This window comes from Streptomyces alkaliterrae (assembly GCF_007097205.2).
Classification (GTDB): Bacteria; Actinomycetota; Actinomycetes; order Streptomycetales; family Streptomycetaceae; genus Streptomyces; species Streptomyces alkaliterrae.
Genome location: NZ_VJYK02000024.1, coordinates 1 through 15,694 on the forward strand (window position 1 = coordinate 1; position 15,694 = coordinate 15,694).

Here is a 15,694-nt window from a genome sequence, read left to right on the forward strand (position 1 = left end):
GTGCCGGGGTCAGCGGATGGGGACTCCGGAGATGCTGCGGGCGATGACGAGGCGCTGGATCTCGCTGGTGCCTTCGAAGATGGTGTAGATGGCCGCGTCGCGGTGCATGCGCTCGACGGGGTACTCGCGGGTGAAGCCGTTGCCGCCGAGGATCTGCATGGCCTGGGCGGTGACCTCGCGGGCGGTCTCGCCGGCGAAGAGTTTGGACATCGATCCCTCGGCGGCGGTGAAGGGCTGCTTGGCGGCGGCCATCCAGGAGGCCCGCCAGACGAGGAGGCGTGCGGCGTCGATCCGGGTGCGCATGTCGGCGAGTTGGAAGGCGACACCTTGGTTGTCGATGATGGGGCGGCCGAACTGGACGCGGGTCCTGGCGTAGTCGAGGGCGACCTCGTAGGCGGCGCGGGCGATGCCGACGGCCTGGGCGCCGACGGCGGGGCGGGAGGCTTCGAAGGTGGCCATGGCGGCGTTGCCGCCCTGCCTGCGGCGTCCTTCGCGGACGCGGGCGAGGCGTTCGTCGAGTTTGTCCTTGCCGCCGAGCAGGCAGCTGCCGGGGACGCGGACGTCCTCGAGGACGACTTCGGCGGTGTGGGAGGCGCGGATGCCGTGCTTGAGGAACTTCTGCCCCTGGCTGAGGCCCGGGGTGCCGGGGGGCACGATGAAGGAGGCGTGGCCTCGGGAGCCGAGTTCGGGGTCGACGACGGCGACGACGACGTGGACGTTGGCGATGCCGCCGTTGGTGGCCCAGGTCTTGGTGCCGTTGAGCACCCACTCGTCCTTGGCCTCGTCGTAGACGGCGCGGGTGCGGATGGCGGAGACGTCGGAGCCGGCGTCGGGTTCGGAGGAGCAGAAGGCGGCGACCTTGACGTCGTCTGCGTCACCGTACATCTGGGGGATCCAGGTGCCGATCTGCTCCTCGGTGCCGTTGGCGAGGACGCCGACGGCGGCGAGGCCGGTGCCGACGATGGACAGGGCGATGCCGGCGTCGCCCCAGAAGAGTTCCTCCATGGCCATGGGGATGCCGAGGCCGGTGGGGTCGAAGAACTGCTGGGCGTAGAAGTCGAGCGAGTAGATGCCGATCTTGGCGGCTTCCTGGATGATCGGCCAGGGGGTTTCCTCGCGTTCGTCCCATTCGGCGGCGGCGGGGCGCATCACGTCGGCGGCGAAGCCGTGGATCCAGTCCCGGACGGCTTTCTGGTCGTCGTTGAGATCGAGTGCGAATTCCGCCATCTTGCGCCTCCACAGGTATGTTACTAGCGGTAACGCAAGTTTGTTACCCATGGGTACACCGTGTCAACCTGCCGGGATGGCTCTTGTGCGGGGCATGGCGGTACCCGCGCCAGGTGTTACGTTGCGCGAGCGACGACGAGATCCCCAGCACGGTGGAGGGCACGCCGAATGGAAACCGGCCCGCGCGCGGCACAGCGCAGCACGGCGGAACGCAGACGACGGGAACTGCTGGAGGCCGCGGAGCGTGTGGTGCTCCGCGACGGGCCCAGGGCGTCGATGAACGCCATCGCCGCGGAGGCGGGCATCACCAAGCCGATCCTCTACCGCCACTTCGGCGACAAGGGCGGGCTCTACCGGGCGTTGGCGCAGCGCCACACGGACGCGTTGCTGGAGTCGCTGCGGGCCTCGCTCGACGCCCCGGCCGAGCGCCGGGAGCGGGTGGAGGCCACGTTGGACACGTATCTGGCGGCCGTCGAGGCGCACCCGCAGGTCTACCGCTTCCTGATGCACCCGGCCGAGGACGCCGAGACCGAGCAGGGTTTTGACGTCGGTCACCACTCGGCGCCGCTGCTGCGCCGGTTGGGCGAGGAGCTCGCGGTGTTCATCGAGGAGCGCCTGGACCTCGGTCCGGACAGTGAGGAGCTGGCCCGGGTCTGGGGCCACGGGATCGTCGGCATGATGCACGCGGCCGGCGACTGGTGGCTGCGTGAACGGCCGTGTCCGCGCGAGCAGTTGGTGGCCCATCTGGCGGACCTGTTGTGGGGCAGGCTGGCGGCGGCGGCCGACCGGGCGGGGCGGCCCACGTTCTGAGCGCCGCGTCGGTCGCGGGCGGGGGCGTCAGTCGTGCTCGGCGCGTGCTCCCCAGGGTGTGCGGCGTACCGCGCGCAGCAGACGGCGGCGGCGCAGCGGGCCGAGCCGGTCCGCGTAGACGGTGCCGTCCAGATGGTCGCACTCGTGCTGGAGGCAGCGGGCGAAGAAACCCGTACCCTCGACCGTGACCGGTGCGCCGTCGGTACGCAGGCCCTCCACCCGGGCGTGGTCGGCGCGTGTGGTGCGCGCCTCGAGCCCGGGGAGGGACAGGCAGCCCTCCGGGCCGGTCACGTCCTCACCGCCCACGTCGACCAGGCGCGGGTTGACCAGGTGCCCGAGGTGGCGGCGGTCCTCGTCGTCCGGGCAGTCGTAGACGAAGACGCGCAGCGGGACGCCGATCTGGTTGGCGGCCAGACCGACGCCTCCGGCGGCGTACATGGTGGCGAACATGTCCTCCACCAGGCGGTGGAGTTCGGGTCCGAAGTCGGTCACGGGCTCGCAGGGCCCGTGCAGCACCGGTGTGCGGTACAGGGTCAGGGGCCGGACTTGTCCGGTGCCGCCGGGAATCGGGCCTCGTCGCATGTCGGACACCCTACGGCCCGCGTCTCGCCCGATGGTGGTGCGGTTCGGGCCGGGGGCCCAACTCTCGATAGGCTGCACCATGAGCGAAGCGCAAGGAGGATCAAGGACGATGGCAGGCAACTCGGAGCCGCTGTCGCCGCGCGCCAAACTGGCTGTGACGGCGGGCAAGGCCGCGGCGGCGGTGTCTCGGGCCGCGGGTCGCGGCAGTGGATCGGTGATCGGCGGCCGGGTGGCTCTCAAACTCGACCCCGACCTCCTGGCCCGGCTCGCGGCGCATCTGGACGTCGTGCTCGTCTCCGCGACCAACGGCAAGACCACCACCACCCGGCTGATCGCCGAGGCCCTGCGGGCCACCGGTGAGGAGGTCGTCTCCAACGCGCTGGGGGCCAACATGCCGGCGGGGATCACCTCCGCGCTGGCCGGCGGTTCCAAGGCCCGCTACGGCGTGATCGAGGTCGACGAGAAGTACCTGGCCGGTGTCGCGCGGGACGTGACGCCGAAGGCCATCGCGCTGCTCAACCTCTCCCGCGACCAGCTGGACCGGGCCGCCGAGACGCGGATGCTCGCGGAGCGCTGGCGGGAGGGGCTGGCCGGCTCCAAGGCGGTGATCATCGCCAACGCGGACGATCCGCTGGTGGTGTGGGCGGCGTCCTCCTCGGCGAACGTCGTGTGGGTGGCGGCCGGACAGGAATGGAAGGACGACGCCTGGTCCTGCCCCTCGTGCGGCGGCGTGATGCAGCGGCCGGGCGACGACTGGCTGTGCGGCGAGTGCGGTTTCCGCCGCCCGACGCCGACCTGGGCGCTCTCCGGGGACCACGTGCTGGACCCGCACGGTTCCGCCTGGCCGATCCGGCTCCAGCTGCCGGGGCGGGCCAACAAGGCGAACGCGACGACGTCCGCCGCGGTAGCCGCCGCGTTCGGGGTGCCGCCGCAGGTGGCGCTGGAGCGGATGTACTCGGTGCAGGCGGTCGCCGGTCGGTACGACGTGGTCAACTACCTCGGTCGGGACATCCGGCTGCTGCTGGCGAAGAACCCGGCCGGCTGGCTGGAGACGTTCTCCCTGATCGACCCGCCGCCGGCGCCGGTGATCCTCGCGGTGAACGCGCGCGGGGCCGACGGAACCGACACCTCCTGGCTGTGGGACGTGGACTACTCGCGGCTCGCCGGGCACCCCATCCGCGTGATCGGCGACCGGCGGCTGGACCTGGCGGTGCGGCTGGAGGTGGCCGGAGTCGACTTCCAGGTGTTCGACACCGCCGAGGAGGCCGTGCGGGCGTGCCCGCCCGGTCGTATCGAGGCGATCGCGAACTACACCGCGTTCCAGGACCTGCGCCGCGCCGTCGGCAACTGACCCCAGTGAGGAGTGACAAGCGATGAGTGACTCGAGTCTGCGGGTCGTGTGGGTCTACCCGGACCTGCTGAGCACCTACGGCGACCAGGGCAACGTGCTGGTCGTGGAGCGCCGGGCGCAGCAGCGCGGGCTGGCGGTGCAGCGCATGGACGTGCGCTCCGACCAGCCGATCCCCACCTCCGGGGACATCTACCTGGTCGGCGGCGGCGAGGACCGGCCGCAGCGGCTGGCGGCCGAGCGGCTGCGGCGGGACGGCGGTCTGAGCCGGGCCGCCGACAACGGGGCGATCATCCTGTCGGTGTGCGCGGGCTACCAGATCCTCGGCCACGAGTTCGTCAACGACCTCGGGCAGCGGGAGGAGGGGCTCGGCCTGCTGGACGTGACGAGTGTGCGCGGCGAGGGCGAGCGCTGCGTCGGCGACGTGCTGGCGGACGTGGACGAGCGGCTTCGGCTGCCGCAGCTGACCGGGTTCGAAAACCACCAGGGCGTCACGCACCTCGGGCCGACCGCCCGGCCGTTCGCCCGGGTCCGGCTCGGGCGCGGCAACGGCACCGGCGACGGAACCGAGGGCGCCTGGAACGACACCGTGTTCGGCACGTACATGCACGGCCCGGTGCTCGCGCGCAACCCGCAGATCGCCGATCTGCTGATCAAGCTGGCGCTGGACGTGAACGCGCTGCCGCCGGTGGACGACCGCTGGTACGAGGCGCTGCGTCGGGAGCGCATCGCGGCGGCCACCGGGCCCGCCTGACCCACCGGCGACAACGTCCGCGATTCGGACGCCAACCGCCCCCGGCCGCGAGTGCGGCCGGGGGCGGTTCTACTCTTGTTCGGGCAATCGGCGCGAACCAACCGGCCAGGAGATCACGCGATGGACCACGGCGAACACGGCATGCCCCCGGAGCTGCCTCCCTTCACCTGGGGCAGGGGGCTGGAGTTCACCGGGGAGCCGTTCTTCCTCTATGGGTCTCTGCTGGTGCTCGCGCTGTACGGCTGGGGTGTGCTGCGGCTGCGGGCGCGCGGCGACCGCTGGCCGGTGCACCGCACGATCGCCTTCGCGGTCGGGGTGCTGAGCGTGGCGCTGGTGACGGTCACGGCGCTGAACGACTACGGCATGGTGCTGTTCAGCGTGCACATGGTGCAGCACATGGTGATCAGCATGCTGTCGCCGATCCTGTTGCTGCTGGGCGCGCCGGTCACGCTGGCGTTGCGTGCGCTGCCGTCGGCCGGGCGCGGCAGACGGGGGCCCCGCGAGGTGCTGGTGGCGTTCCTGCACAGCCGGTACGTGCGGGTGATCACACATCCGGCGTTCACCATCCCGCTGTTCATCGCGAGTCTGTACGCGCTGTACTTCACGCCGCTGTTCGACTTCCTGATGGAGTCGCGGGCGGGCCACATCGGGATGATGGTCCACTTCCTGGCGGTGGGGTTGGTGTTCTTCTGGCCGATCATGGGCGTGGACCCGGGTCCGCACCGGCCGGGGTACATCATGCGGATGCTGGAGCTGTTCGCCTCGATGCCCTTCCACGCGTTCTTCGGCATCGCGCTGATGATGGCCAGCGAGCCGATGATCGGCACCTACCAGAACCCGCCGGCGAGCCTGGGGGTGAGCGCGCTGGCCGACCAGAGCGCGGCCGGCGGCATCGCGTGGGCGTTCAGCGAGATCCCGTCGGTGATCGTGCTGATCGCGCTGGTCTACCAGTGGTACCACTCCGAGCAGCGGCAGGCCCGGCGCAAGGACCGGGCGGCGGACCGGGACGGCGACAAGGAGCTGGCGGCCTACAACGCCTATCTGGCCTCGCTCAACTCCGGCGGTAGGTGACCCTGGCGGCCGTCCGGCCGGTTCGCCCGGAGGTGAGTGCAGGGCGCCGAGGACCCGAGGGCCGCATAGCGCCGCGAAGTAGCGCGAATCGGCCATTCTGCGGGACCATGGCGGTAGCTGGCCCGGCGCGCACGGACAGCCGTGGGTGCCGCACCGCCGTGGAGGTGGCCGCCATGACCGGAATGACCGGATCTGTCAAGAAGATGACCGTCGCGACGTTGGCGGCGCTGGTCGCCGCGACAGCGTACAGCGTGGCCCTGGGCGGCAACGGGTTGCTGTGGTTCGCCTGGATCGTGCTGGGCCTGGTGACGCTCGGTCTGGTCACCGCGGAGGGCGGCAACTGAGCGGCGGCCGGGGCGGACCGGCTGACCGAAGACGTCGCCGACGGTCTGGAGCTGTGCGGTGGACGGGCGTGGTCGAAGGGCGTGGCTGGCGCGCGGCGCGGCGGCGGTAGCGCTGCTGATGCTGCTGGTGTCGTGCGGCTGCCAGCGGGGCGGCGAGCAGAACGGTGACCGCGGGACGCAGCCGACTCCCTCCCCCTCCCCCACCGCCTCGCCGTTCACCGGCGAGGCGGGTGTGAGGGCCGGGCCGGTGCTCGCGGTCAAGGTCGACAACGTGCGGCCGGCGCGGCCGCACACGGGGGTCGAGGACGCGGATCTTGTCTATGTCGAGCGCGTGGAGTCCGGGCTGAGCCGGCTGGTCGCCGTCTACTCGGGGCGACTGCCGGACCGGGTCGGTCCGGTGCGCAGCGCCCGGGAGTCGGATCTTGAGTTGTTGGAGCAGTTCGGTCGGCCGGCGCTGGGCTACTCCGGGGTGCAGTCGCGGCTGCGGCCGCTGCTGGAGGGGGCCCCGCTGTATCCGGTGCCACCCTCGGCGGCGCCTGACGCCTACACGCGGGGCGCGGGGCGGCCGGCGCCGCACAACCTGTACCTGCGCCCGTCGGCGGTGCTGGCGGCCGCGCCGCAGGCGAGTACGGCCGCCGACATCGGGCTGGTCTTCGACAAGCGGCGGCCGACCGGCGGTGAGGCGCGGGAGCGGCACACGGTGCGGTTCCCGGCGGCCTCCTTCGGGTTCGAGTGGTCCAGCGGTGAGGGCCGGTGGCTGGTCTCCTTCGACGGCGAGCCGGCGGTCGGTACGGCGGGGGTGCGACTGTCGGCGGCGACGGTGGTAGTGCAGTACGTCACCGTGCGGGGGTCGGACTTCCGGGACCGGGGTGGAAACGTGACCCCGTACACCGAGACGGTCGGGACGGGTGACGCGCTGGTGTTGCGTGACGGCCGGGCCTTCGAGGCGCGTTGGGAGCGGCCGACCGCATCGGTGGGCACGCGCTTCTCCTCTCCCGACGGCTCCCCGCTGCCGTTCGCCGTCGGGCCGGTCTGGTTTGTGCTCGCCGAGGCGGGGCGTGACTGACGACGGTCTCCCGCGCGGTGGCCGCCCTACCGCTCTGAGCTGGGGAGACGGCGGTGCGGCGGGGGGTGGTCCGATGAGCAGTGGCCCGCTCATCGGACGATCGGAGCGTGCGGTTAACATATGAGCACCGCCTAGCTCGAAAGATAAACTTGTGACTGTCAACGAGGACTCGTTCACTGACTGGAAGAACCGCGAGAAGATCGCGGAGTCGATGATCCCGATGATCGGGAAGCTGCAGAGGGAGCGGGACGTCACCGTCCTGCTGCACAGCCGCTCCCTGGTGAACAAGTCGGTGGTCAGCATTCTCAAGACCCACCGGTTCGCCCGTCAGATCGCCGGCGAGGAGCTCTCGGTCACCGAGACGCTTCCCTTCCTGCAGGCTCTCACCACTCTTGACCTGGGGCCCTCCCAGATCGACATCGGCATGCTGGCCGCGACCTACCGCGGTGATGATCGCGGCCTGTCGGTGGAGGAGTTCACCGCCGAGGCGGTCGCCGGAGCCACCGGGGAGAACAAGATCGACCGTCGTGAGTCGCGCGACGTCGTGCTCTACGGCTTCGGCCGCATCGGTCGGCTGCTCGCCCGGCTGCTGATCGAGAAGGCCGGTTCCGGCAACGGTCTGCGGCTGCGGGCCATCGTGGTGCGCCGCGGCTCGGGCCAGGACATCGTCAAGCGGGCCTCGCTGCTGCGCCGCGACTCGATCCACGGTCAGTTCCAGGGCACGATCACGGTCGACGAGGCGAACAGCAAGATCATCGCCAACGGCAACGAGATCCGGGTCATCTACTCCGACGACCCGACGACGGTCGACTACACCGAGTACGGCATCAAGGACGCCATCCTCATCGACAACACCGGCCGGTGGCGGGACCGCGAGGGCCTGTCGAAGCACCTGCGCCCGGGCATCCACAAGGTCGTGCTGACCGCCCCCGGCAAGGGCGACATCCCCAACATCGTCCACGGCGTCAACCACGACACGATCAAGCCGGACGAGCAGATCCTCTCCTGCGCCTCCTGCACCACCAACGCGATCGTGCCGCCTCTGAAGGCGATGGCGGACGAGTACGGTGTGCGGCGCGGCCACGTGGAGACCGTCCACTCGTTCACCAACGACCAGAACTTGCTGGACAACTACCACAACTCCGACCGGCGCGGCCGTTCGGCGGCGCTCAACATGGTCATCACCGAGACCGGTGCCGCCTCCGCCGTCGCCAAGGCGCTGCCGGAGCTGAAGGCGCCCATCACCGGCAGCTCCATCCGCGTCCCGGTGCCGGACGTCTCGATCGCGATCCTCAGCCTCCAGCTCGGCCGGGAGACCAGCCGGGAGGACGTCCTGGACTACCTGCGGAACGTGTCGCTGACCTCGCCGCTGAAGCGTCAGATCGACTTCATCAGCGCGCCCGACGCGGTCTCCAGCGACTTCATCGGCTCGCGCCACGCCTCGATCGTCGACGCGGGCGCCACGAAGGTCGACGGGGACAACGCCATCCTGTACCTCTGGTACGACAACGAGTTCGGCTACTCCTGCCAGGTCGTCCGGGTCGTCCAGCACGTCTCCGGGGTCGAGTACCCGACGTTCCCGGCTCCGGCGGTCTGATCCGTCGCTGTCCCGCTCTCCCCTGGCCGCCCGTGGCCGGCGTTCTCCGCCGGTGACGGGCGGTCGGCGTTTCGTGGCGGTGGGCGCGCGGGGATGTCAGCATGGGCACACGTCCTGATGTCCCGTCAACGCACAGCTGTCCGGTGCGGCGGAGTGGGGAGACTGACCCGTTGTTCTACTACGTGCTCAAGTACGTGTTGCTGGGGCCGCTGCTGAGGCTGCTGTTCCGCCCGCGCATCGAGGGGCTTGAACACGTGCCGGCCGAGGGCGCGGCCATCGTGGCCGGCAACCACCTGTCGTTCTCCGACCATTTCCTGATGCCGGCGATCCTGCGACGGCGCATCACCTTCCTCGCGAAGATGGAGTACTTCAACGGTCCCGGGATCAAGGGCCGGCTGACCGCGGCGTTCTTCCGGAGCGTCGGTCAGATCCCGGTGGACCGTTCCGGCGGCGCGGGGCAGGCGGCGCTGCGGGAGGGGCTGGCCGTACTGGCGCGCGGGGAGCTGCTGGGGATCTACCCGGAGGGCACCCGCTCCCACGACGGACGGCTCTACAAGGGCCGGGTGGGCGTGGCGGCGATGGCCCTGGGCGCCGGGGTGAAGGTGGTGCCCTGCGCGATGGTCGGTACGTTCGAACTCCAGCCGCCGGGGCGGGTGGTGCCCCGGCTGGGCCGGGTGACGATTCGTTTCGGCGAGCCGATGGACTTCTCCCGGTTCGCCGGCCTGGAGTCGGACCGCGCGGTGCTGCGCGCGGTGACCGACGAGATCATGTACGAGATCCTCCGACTGTCCGGCCAGGAGTACGTGGACGTGTACGCGCCGCAGGCCAAGGAGGAGCAGGCCCGTCTGGCGGCGGAGGAGCGCGGCGCGGACGTCGCGCCGGTTCGGCGACGCCCGTCGCGCTTCGGGCGGTGGCGTCGGCAGCGGAAGCTCGACGCCTGAGGTCTCCGCTCCCGGCGGGCCGGGCGCGTCTCAGTGGTGGTCGCCGTGGCGGGCGGCGACGTCGTATCTGCCGCGGTCGTCGAGCGTGCTGCTCGTACCGGTACCCGAGACCGTTCGCACCACCTCGACGGGTGGTGCGGCGGCGCTTTCCAGGGCGTCGAGGTCGGCGGCGGACACCAGGGCGACCAGCGGCTTGCCATGACGGGTGACCACGACCCGCTCCCCGCCGTAGACCACGCGGTTGATCAGATCCGCCAGCTCCGCGCGCGCCTGCGTCACCGGAATCTCGTATGCCATACCCCCAGCATACCCACTCGTACGTACTGTACATTTCTTACAGACTTAACAGTCTGGCGCGGGCTCGCCGCGTCTTCCGAAGGAGAGGTCTGCCATGTCGACGCCGTCAGCACCGCCGGGCTCCGCCGGTCGACACGTTCTGCCCGAGTTCACGCACCGGACCGAGCGCGGCGCGCGGACGACCGATCCGTACTCGCGGCTGCTGGACGCCCGGGTGGTGGTGCTCGGCGGACCACTGGACGAGCGCAGTGCCGGCGAGGTGGTCGCGCAACTCCTCGTGCTGGACGGCGACGCGGACGGGCCTGGCCTGTCGCTGTACCTCAACTCGCCGGGCGGCTGCTTCCAGGCCATGGCCGCCGTCCACGACACCATCCGCCAGCTGCGGAGCGAGGTGGAGACGGTCTGTGTGGGGCAGGTCGGACCGGAGGCGGCGGTGCTGCTGGCGGCCGGCACCCCGGGGCGTCGGCTGGCGTTGACGCACTCGCGGATCGTGCTGCGTCAGCCGACACTCGCCGATCCGTTCGAGGGCCGGCCGGCGGACGTGGCGGTGCGGGCGGCGGAGGCGCTGCGACAGCGCGCCGTGATGACGGACCTGCTGGCCGAGCTCACCGGACAGGACCGGGGGCGGGTGGCCGCCGACCTCGACCGGGCGCGGGTGCTGGACGCGGCGGCGGCTCTCGACTACGGGCTGGTCGACTCGCTGGTCACCGAGCGCCCGATGGCGCCGGGACCGGAAGGGCGGAGGTGAGCGGATGCTTCCCGAACTCCCGCCGCTGCCCGCGCTGACCCGCGCGGAGGGCGAGCTGGTCGACGGCTACCTCGCCGCGCTGGACCGGCTCGGCCGGATCAATCCCGCCCGGGGCGGTGACACGCTCGGCGCGCTGCAGGCGGCGCAGGCGCTGGTGACCCAGGCGGCCGCCCTGCGGGACGCGCTGGCCGCCATGCACGAGCGCGGGGAGCGGGAACTGCACGGTCGTGTCCTCGGGCGCGCCCTCGGGGTGCTGGGAGCCGAGCGGCGGTTGGACCGGCTGGTGCTGCCGCAGGGGAGCTCGACGGACCGGGGGCTCGACGACGGACCGTGAGCGGGTTCGGCGGACGCGCGGTCAGGGTTCGGCGGACGCGCGGTCAGTGGGAGGCGGCGAGGGCGAGCGGGTCGGGCCAGCCCAGGGAGATCCAGACGGTCTTGCCGCCGCCTGCCGGTACGACGGTGAGGGCACCGCCGAACTCGGCGGTCAGCGCCCTGATGATGGCCAGCCCGCGGCCGTTGTCCTGCTGCACGGCGGCCGGCAGCCGCCTGGGCAGCCGGTGGTGGCTGTCGGTCACCCCCACGCGCAGTGTCTCCTGCCGTTCCAGCAGGAGCCGGAGGGTGAACTCCGGTGACTGGCCCCTGGTGTGCAGTACGGCGTTGGTGGCCAGTTCGGAGACGATGAGCGCGACGGCGTCGCCGAGCGCGCTGTCCGCCGGGAGGCCCCACTGGGCAAGGGTTTCAGAAACGTATCTGCGCGCGCTGCCGACCGATGCGGGTGTGCTCGGTAGGCTGACGGACGCTTCCTGGTGATCGGCCATGACGCCTTGATCCTTCCCACCGCGTCCCGGGCGCCCTGACGCGTGGATGTGGGGGCGGCGCGTCCGCGGCTGGCTGATTCCGTCAGAGTGCCACTGTCGCGGTGGAGATCGAGCCGACTGCGGCCGATGTTGCCCCCTCTGTCGCTCGAAGCGGTGAACTGTGCGACGACAGAGCGTATTTGACGGGGTTGTGGGAAACGTCCGGTCATACGGGCCTGTTGACCGGTGTCCGGGGCCTGCCGTGCGGCGGCGCGCGGTTCTCGGGCGGCGGCCGTTCAGGCGCCTGCCGGGGCGGTCTCGACGATCGTGCGGACGGCGCGGTCGAGGGTGTCGTCGGACACGTCGGCCCGGGCGGTGAGGCGCAGTCTGGAGACACCGTCGGGCACGGAGGGCGGGCGGAAGCAGCCCACGTGCAGTCCGCGCGTCCGGCAGCGCTCGGCCCAGGCGACCGCATCCTGCGGGGAGGGCGCGCGGACGGAGACGACGGCCGCGTCCGGTCTGACCGCCGACAGGCCGGCGGCGGTCAGACCGCTGTGCAGGCCGCGGGCGACCGCCCGGGCCCGCTCGGGCAGGTCGGGGCGCTCGCGCAGCAACCGGACGGCGGCCAGCGCGGCGGCGGCCGCCGCCGGGCTGAGGCCGGTGTCGAAGATGAAGGTGCGCGCGGCGTTCAGGAGGTGGTCGATGACCGCGGCCGGGCCGAGGACGGCACCGCCCTGGCTGCCGAGTGACTTGGAGAGCGTGAGCGTCACGACGGTGCCCTCCCGGCCCGCCAGGCCGGCCGCCCAGGCCGCGCCGCGCCCGCCGTCGCCCAGCACGCCGAGGCCGTGCGCGTCGTCGAGCAGCAGCCCGGCGCCGGCCTCGCGGCAGACGTCGGCCAGCTCGGTCAGCGGCGCGGCGTCCCCGTCGACGGAGAAGACCGAGTCGGAGACGACAAGCGCCCGGCCGTCGTGGCCGGCGAGCAGCTTGGCCACCGCCTCCGGGTCGGCGTGCGGGGCCACCCGGGTGGTCGCGCGGGAGAGTCGGCAGCCGTCGATCAGCGAGGCGTGGTTGGCGGCGTCGGAGACGATCAGCGCGTCCGGGCCGGTGAGCGCGGTGACGGCCGCGAGGTTGGCGGCGTAGCCGGAGGAGAAGACGAGCGCGGCCTCGAAGCCGCAGAAGCCCGCCAGCTCGGCCTCCAGCTCGGCGTGCAGGTCGGTCGAGCCGGTCACCAGGCGGGAGCCGGTGGCTCCGGCGCCCCAGCGGTGGACGGCGTCCGCGGCGGCGGCCGTGACGGCGGGGTGCCGGGTGAGACCGAGGTAGTCGTTGCCGGCGAGCTGGAGAAGCTCCGTGTCGGCGCTTCTGGGGCGCAGGCGCCGCTGGAGTCCGGCGCTCCGGCGGTTCTCGCGGGCTTCGGCGAGCCAGCCGAACGGTGTGGTGGACATGGCCGCCCCTCGCTGATCTGTCGGGTCCCCATAGAACCTAGTGCCCGTGCCCGCGGCGGTCGGTGTGGCGATACACACACCTCCCGGAGGGCATCTTGTCGCTTCTCTCCTTGGCCGCACGCTGTGCGGTAGGCGAGGATCTAGGGCCATGGACCTGCTGAAGACGCTGGTGGACAAGGGGCTGCGGCGCGAGCTGCCGACGCGCGAGGAAGCGCTGGCCGTTCTGTCGACCTCCGATGACGATCTGCTCGACGTGGTGGCCGCGGCCGGCAAGGTGCGCCGCAAGTGGTTCGGGCGGCGAGTCAAGCTCAACTACCTGGTCAACCTGAAGTCCGGCCTGTGCCCGGAGGACTGCTCCTACTGTTCGCAGCGGCTGGGGTCCAAGGCGGACATCCTCAAGTACACCTGGCTGAAGCCGGAGCAGGCGGCGGCCGCGGCCGGCGCCGGGGTTGCCGGCGGCGCCAAGCGGGTGTGTCTGGTGGCCAGTGGGCGCGGGCCCACGGACCGTGACGTGGACCGGGTGTCGCAGACGATCTCGGCGATCAAGGAGCAGCACGCGGACGTCGAGGTGTGCGCGTGCCTCGGCCTGCTCTCCGACGGCCAGGCGGCCAGGCTGCGGGACGCCGGCGCGGACGCCTACAACCACAACCTGAACACCTCCGAGGCGACGTACGGCGACATCTGCACCACACACGAGTACGCGGATCGCGTTTCCACCGTGCAGCAGGCCCAGGCGGCCGGTCTGTCGGCCTGCTCGGGTCTGATCGCCGGTATGGGCGAGAGCGACGAGGACCTGGTCGACGTGGTCTTCGCGCTGCGTGCGCTGGACCCGGACTCGGTGCCGGTGAACTTCCTGATCCCCTTCGAGGGCACGCCGCTGGCCGCGGAGTGGAACCTCACGCCGCAGGGGGCGCTGCGCATCCTGGCGATGGTGCGGTTCGTCTGCCCGGACGTGGAGGTGCGGCTGGCCGGCGGCCGCGAGGTGCAGCTGCGTTCGATGCAGCCGTTGGCGCTGCACCTGGCCAACTCGATCTTCCTCGGCGACTACCTGACCAGCGAGGGCCAGGCCGGACAGGCCGACCTCGACATGATCGCGGACGCCGGCTTCGAGGTCGAGGGCGCGGGCGAGACGACGCTGCCGACGCACCGGGCGGACGTGGCGTCCGCCGGCTGCGGCGGAGGCGGCTGCGGACCGTGCGGCGACGGCGGCGACGGCGGCGACAAGATGGCCGCGGCCGGCGACGAGGGCGGGAGCGTCGAGGCGCGGGACGTCGAGGCCGAGGAGGGCGCGTCGGGTACACCCCGGCAGCGGTCCGAGCTGGTGACCGTCCGGCGGCGCGGCCCCGGCACGGAGGTCCCGCCGAATGCCTGACCCGCTCTCCACCGCGGAGCTGCTGGAGCTGGACCGCCGCCATGTGTGGCATCCCTACGGGCCGATGCCCGGTCGGCAGACGCCGCTGGTAGTGGAGTCGGCCTCCGGTGTGCGGCTGCGGCTGGCGGAGCCGGTCGAGGGCCGGGCGGAGCTGGTCGACGGCATGTCCTCGTGGTGGTCGGCGGTGCACGGCTACAACCACCCGGTGCTGAACGAGGCGGCAGGCGCGCAGCTGGGGCGGATGAGCCATGTGATGTTCGGCGGGCTCACCCACGAGCCCGCCGTCCGGCTCGCCCGGCGGCTGGTGGAGCTGACCCCGGGCGATCTGGAGCACGTGTTCCTGGCCGACTCGGGCTCGGTGTCGGTGGAGGTGGCGTTGAAGATGTGCCTCCAGTACTGGCGTTCGCTGGGCCGGCCCGCGAAGCGCCGGCTGCTGACCTGGCGTGGCGGCTACCACGGCGACACCTGGCAGCCGATGTCCGTGTGCGACCCGGAGGGCGGGATGCACCGGCTGTGGTCGGGGGTGCTGGCCGAGCAGGTCTTCGCTCCCGTGCCGCCGGCGGGGTTCGACGCGCCGCTGGACGAGTCGTACGCCGTCGGGCTGCGGCGGCTGGTGCGGGAGCACGCGGACGAGCTGGCCGCGGTGATCGTGGAGCCGGTGGTGCAGGGCGCCGGCGGCATGCGCTTCCACTCCCCCGCTTATCTGCGGGTGCTGCGGGAGGCGTGCGACGAGTACGGCGTGCTGCTGGTGTTCGACGAGATCGCCACCGGCTTCGGCCGGACCGGCCGGCTGTTCGCCGCCGACCACGCCGGGGTCACCCCCGACGTGCTGTGCCTCGGCAAGGCGCTGACCGGCGGTTATCTGACGATGGCCGCGACGTTGTGCACTCCTCGGGTGGCGGAGGGCATCTCGCGTGGCGAGGTGCCGGTACTGGCGCACGGCCCGACGTTCATGGGCAATCCGCTGGCGGCGGCGGTGGCGCTGGCCTCCGTGGAGCTGCTGACCGGCCGGGACTGGGCGGCTGAGGTACGGCGGATCGAGCGCGGGCTGCGTGCGCACCTCGCACCGGCGGCCGAGCTGCCGGGCGTGCGGGACGTGCGGGTGCTCGGCGCGATCGGTGTGGTGCAGCTCGACCGGGAGATCGACATGGCCGCCGCGACGCGGGCTGCCGCCCGCGAGGGCGTGTGGCTGCGCCCGTTCCGCGATCTGATCTACACGATGCCGCCGTACGTCACCGACGACGCGGATCTGGCGCGGATCGGCGCGGCGGTGTGCGCCGCCGCGCGCGAGGGGTGAG

Annotated in this window: 17 protein-coding genes; 12 read left to right on the forward strand and 5 right to left on the reverse strand. The window is 72.0% G+C overall.

Annotation, left to right across the window (positions count from 1 at the left end; translation table 11 throughout):
• Positions 1-9: 9 nt before the first annotated feature.
• Positions 10-1,227 carry an acyl-CoA dehydrogenase family protein gene (locus FNX44_RS03990; protein WP_143646526.1) on the reverse strand — a complete coding sequence of 406 codons (1,218 nt, stop codon included), beginning with the start codon at positions 1,225-1,227 and terminating at the stop codon, positions 10-12.
• A 168-nt stretch (positions 1,228-1,395) separates the two neighbouring features.
• On the opposite strand from FNX44_RS03990, the gene FNX44_RS03995 reads away from it, so the two are divergent.
• Positions 1,396-2,037 carry a TetR/AcrR family transcriptional regulator gene (locus FNX44_RS03995; RefSeq protein ID WP_143646527.1) on the forward strand — a complete coding sequence of 214 codons (642 nt, stop codon included), beginning with the start codon at positions 1,396-1,398 and terminating at the stop codon, positions 2,035-2,037.
• A 27-nt stretch (positions 2,038-2,064) separates the two neighbouring features.
• Here FNX44_RS03995 and def read toward each other — a convergent pair whose 3' ends face one another.
• Complete coding sequence (gene def, locus FNX44_RS04000; RefSeq protein WP_143646528.1) at positions 2,065-2,619, reverse strand: peptide deformylase; 555 nt, start codon at positions 2,617-2,619, stop codon at positions 2,065-2,067.
• A gap of 109 nt (positions 2,620-2,728) precedes the next feature.
• Between def and FNX44_RS04005 the strand changes: the two genes are divergently transcribed.
• The 7 genes from FNX44_RS04005 (at position 2,729) to FNX44_RS04035 (ending at position 9,740) form a co-directional block, all read left to right on the forward strand.
• Complete coding sequence (locus tag FNX44_RS04005; RefSeq protein ID WP_143646529.1) at positions 2,729-3,970, forward strand: MurT ligase domain-containing protein; 1,242 nt, start codon at positions 2,729-2,731, stop codon at positions 3,968-3,970.
• Positions 3,971-3,992: 22 nt separating this feature from the next.
• Complete coding sequence (locus tag FNX44_RS04010; protein WP_143646530.1) at positions 3,993-4,721, forward strand: type 1 glutamine amidotransferase; 729 nt, start codon at positions 3,993-3,995, stop codon at positions 4,719-4,721.
• Between the two features lie 120 nt (positions 4,722-4,841).
• Positions 4,842-5,792, forward strand: a complete 951-nt coding sequence (locus tag FNX44_RS04015; RefSeq protein WP_143646531.1) for a cytochrome c oxidase assembly protein — start codon at positions 4,842-4,844, stop codon at positions 5,790-5,792.
• 173 nt (positions 5,793-5,965) lie between these two features.
• Positions 5,966-6,136, forward strand: coding sequence for a hypothetical protein (locus tag FNX44_RS04020; RefSeq protein WP_153506817.1), 171 nt, complete (start codon positions 5,966-5,968; stop codon positions 6,134-6,136).
• A 118-nt stretch (positions 6,137-6,254) separates the two neighbouring features.
• Positions 6,255-7,202 (forward strand): DUF3048 domain-containing protein, encoded by a 948-nt coding sequence (locus FNX44_RS04025; protein ID WP_143646552.1) that lies wholly within the window; start codon positions 6,255-6,257, stop codon positions 7,200-7,202.
• Between the two features lie 151 nt (positions 7,203-7,353).
• Positions 7,354-8,799, forward strand: coding sequence for a glyceraldehyde-3-phosphate dehydrogenase (locus FNX44_RS04030; protein WP_143646532.1), 1,446 nt, complete (start codon positions 7,354-7,356; stop codon positions 8,797-8,799).
• A 170-nt stretch (positions 8,800-8,969) separates the two neighbouring features.
• Positions 8,970-9,740, forward strand: coding sequence for a lysophospholipid acyltransferase family protein (locus FNX44_RS04035; protein ID WP_143646533.1), 771 nt, complete (start codon positions 8,970-8,972; stop codon positions 9,738-9,740).
• A gap of 30 nt (positions 9,741-9,770) precedes the next feature.
• Here FNX44_RS04035 and FNX44_RS04040 read toward each other — a convergent pair whose 3' ends face one another.
• Entirely contained in the window at positions 9,771-10,037 is a 267-nt protein-coding gene (locus FNX44_RS04040; protein WP_143646534.1) for a type II toxin-antitoxin system Phd/YefM family antitoxin, read from the reverse strand.
• Between the two features lie 94 nt (positions 10,038-10,131).
• Between FNX44_RS04040 and FNX44_RS04045 the strand changes: the two genes are divergently transcribed.
• The gene (locus FNX44_RS04045) at positions 10,132-10,785 is read left to right on the forward strand and encodes an ATP-dependent Clp protease proteolytic subunit (protein WP_143646535.1); all 654 of its coding nucleotides are present in this window, start codon (positions 10,132-10,134) and stop codon (positions 10,783-10,785) included.
• A gap of 4 nt (positions 10,786-10,789) precedes the next feature.
• Positions 10,790-11,119, forward strand: coding sequence for a hypothetical protein (locus tag FNX44_RS04050; protein WP_143646536.1), 330 nt, complete (start codon positions 10,790-10,792; stop codon positions 11,117-11,119).
• Positions 11,120-11,162: 43 nt separating this feature from the next.
• Here the strand turns inward: FNX44_RS04050 and FNX44_RS04055 are convergent, their stop codons facing one another.
• Together FNX44_RS04055 and FNX44_RS04060 are read right to left on the reverse strand one after the other, a co-directional pair.
• Positions 11,163-11,603, reverse strand: coding sequence for an ATP-binding protein (locus FNX44_RS04055; RefSeq protein WP_143646537.1), 441 nt, complete (start codon positions 11,601-11,603; stop codon positions 11,163-11,165).
• A 275-nt stretch (positions 11,604-11,878) separates the two neighbouring features.
• Positions 11,879-13,024, reverse strand: a complete 1,146-nt coding sequence (locus FNX44_RS04060; protein ID WP_143646538.1) for an 8-amino-7-oxononanoate synthase — start codon at positions 13,022-13,024, stop codon at positions 11,879-11,881.
• A gap of 148 nt (positions 13,025-13,172) precedes the next feature.
• On the opposite strand from FNX44_RS04060, the gene bioB reads away from it, so the two are divergent.
• The gene (gene bioB, locus FNX44_RS04065) at positions 13,173-14,396 is read left to right on the forward strand and encodes a biotin synthase BioB (RefSeq protein ID WP_143646539.1); all 1,224 of its coding nucleotides are present in this window, start codon (positions 13,173-13,175) and stop codon (positions 14,394-14,396) included.
• On the forward strand, positions 14,389-15,693 hold the full coding sequence (locus FNX44_RS04070; RefSeq protein WP_143646540.1) for an adenosylmethionine--8-amino-7-oxononanoate transaminase: 1,305 nt from the start codon (positions 14,389-14,391) through the stop codon (positions 15,691-15,693). Before bioB ends, FNX44_RS04070 begins: the two co-directional genes overlap by 8 nt.
• The last annotated feature ends 1 nt before the right edge of the window (position 15,694 follow it).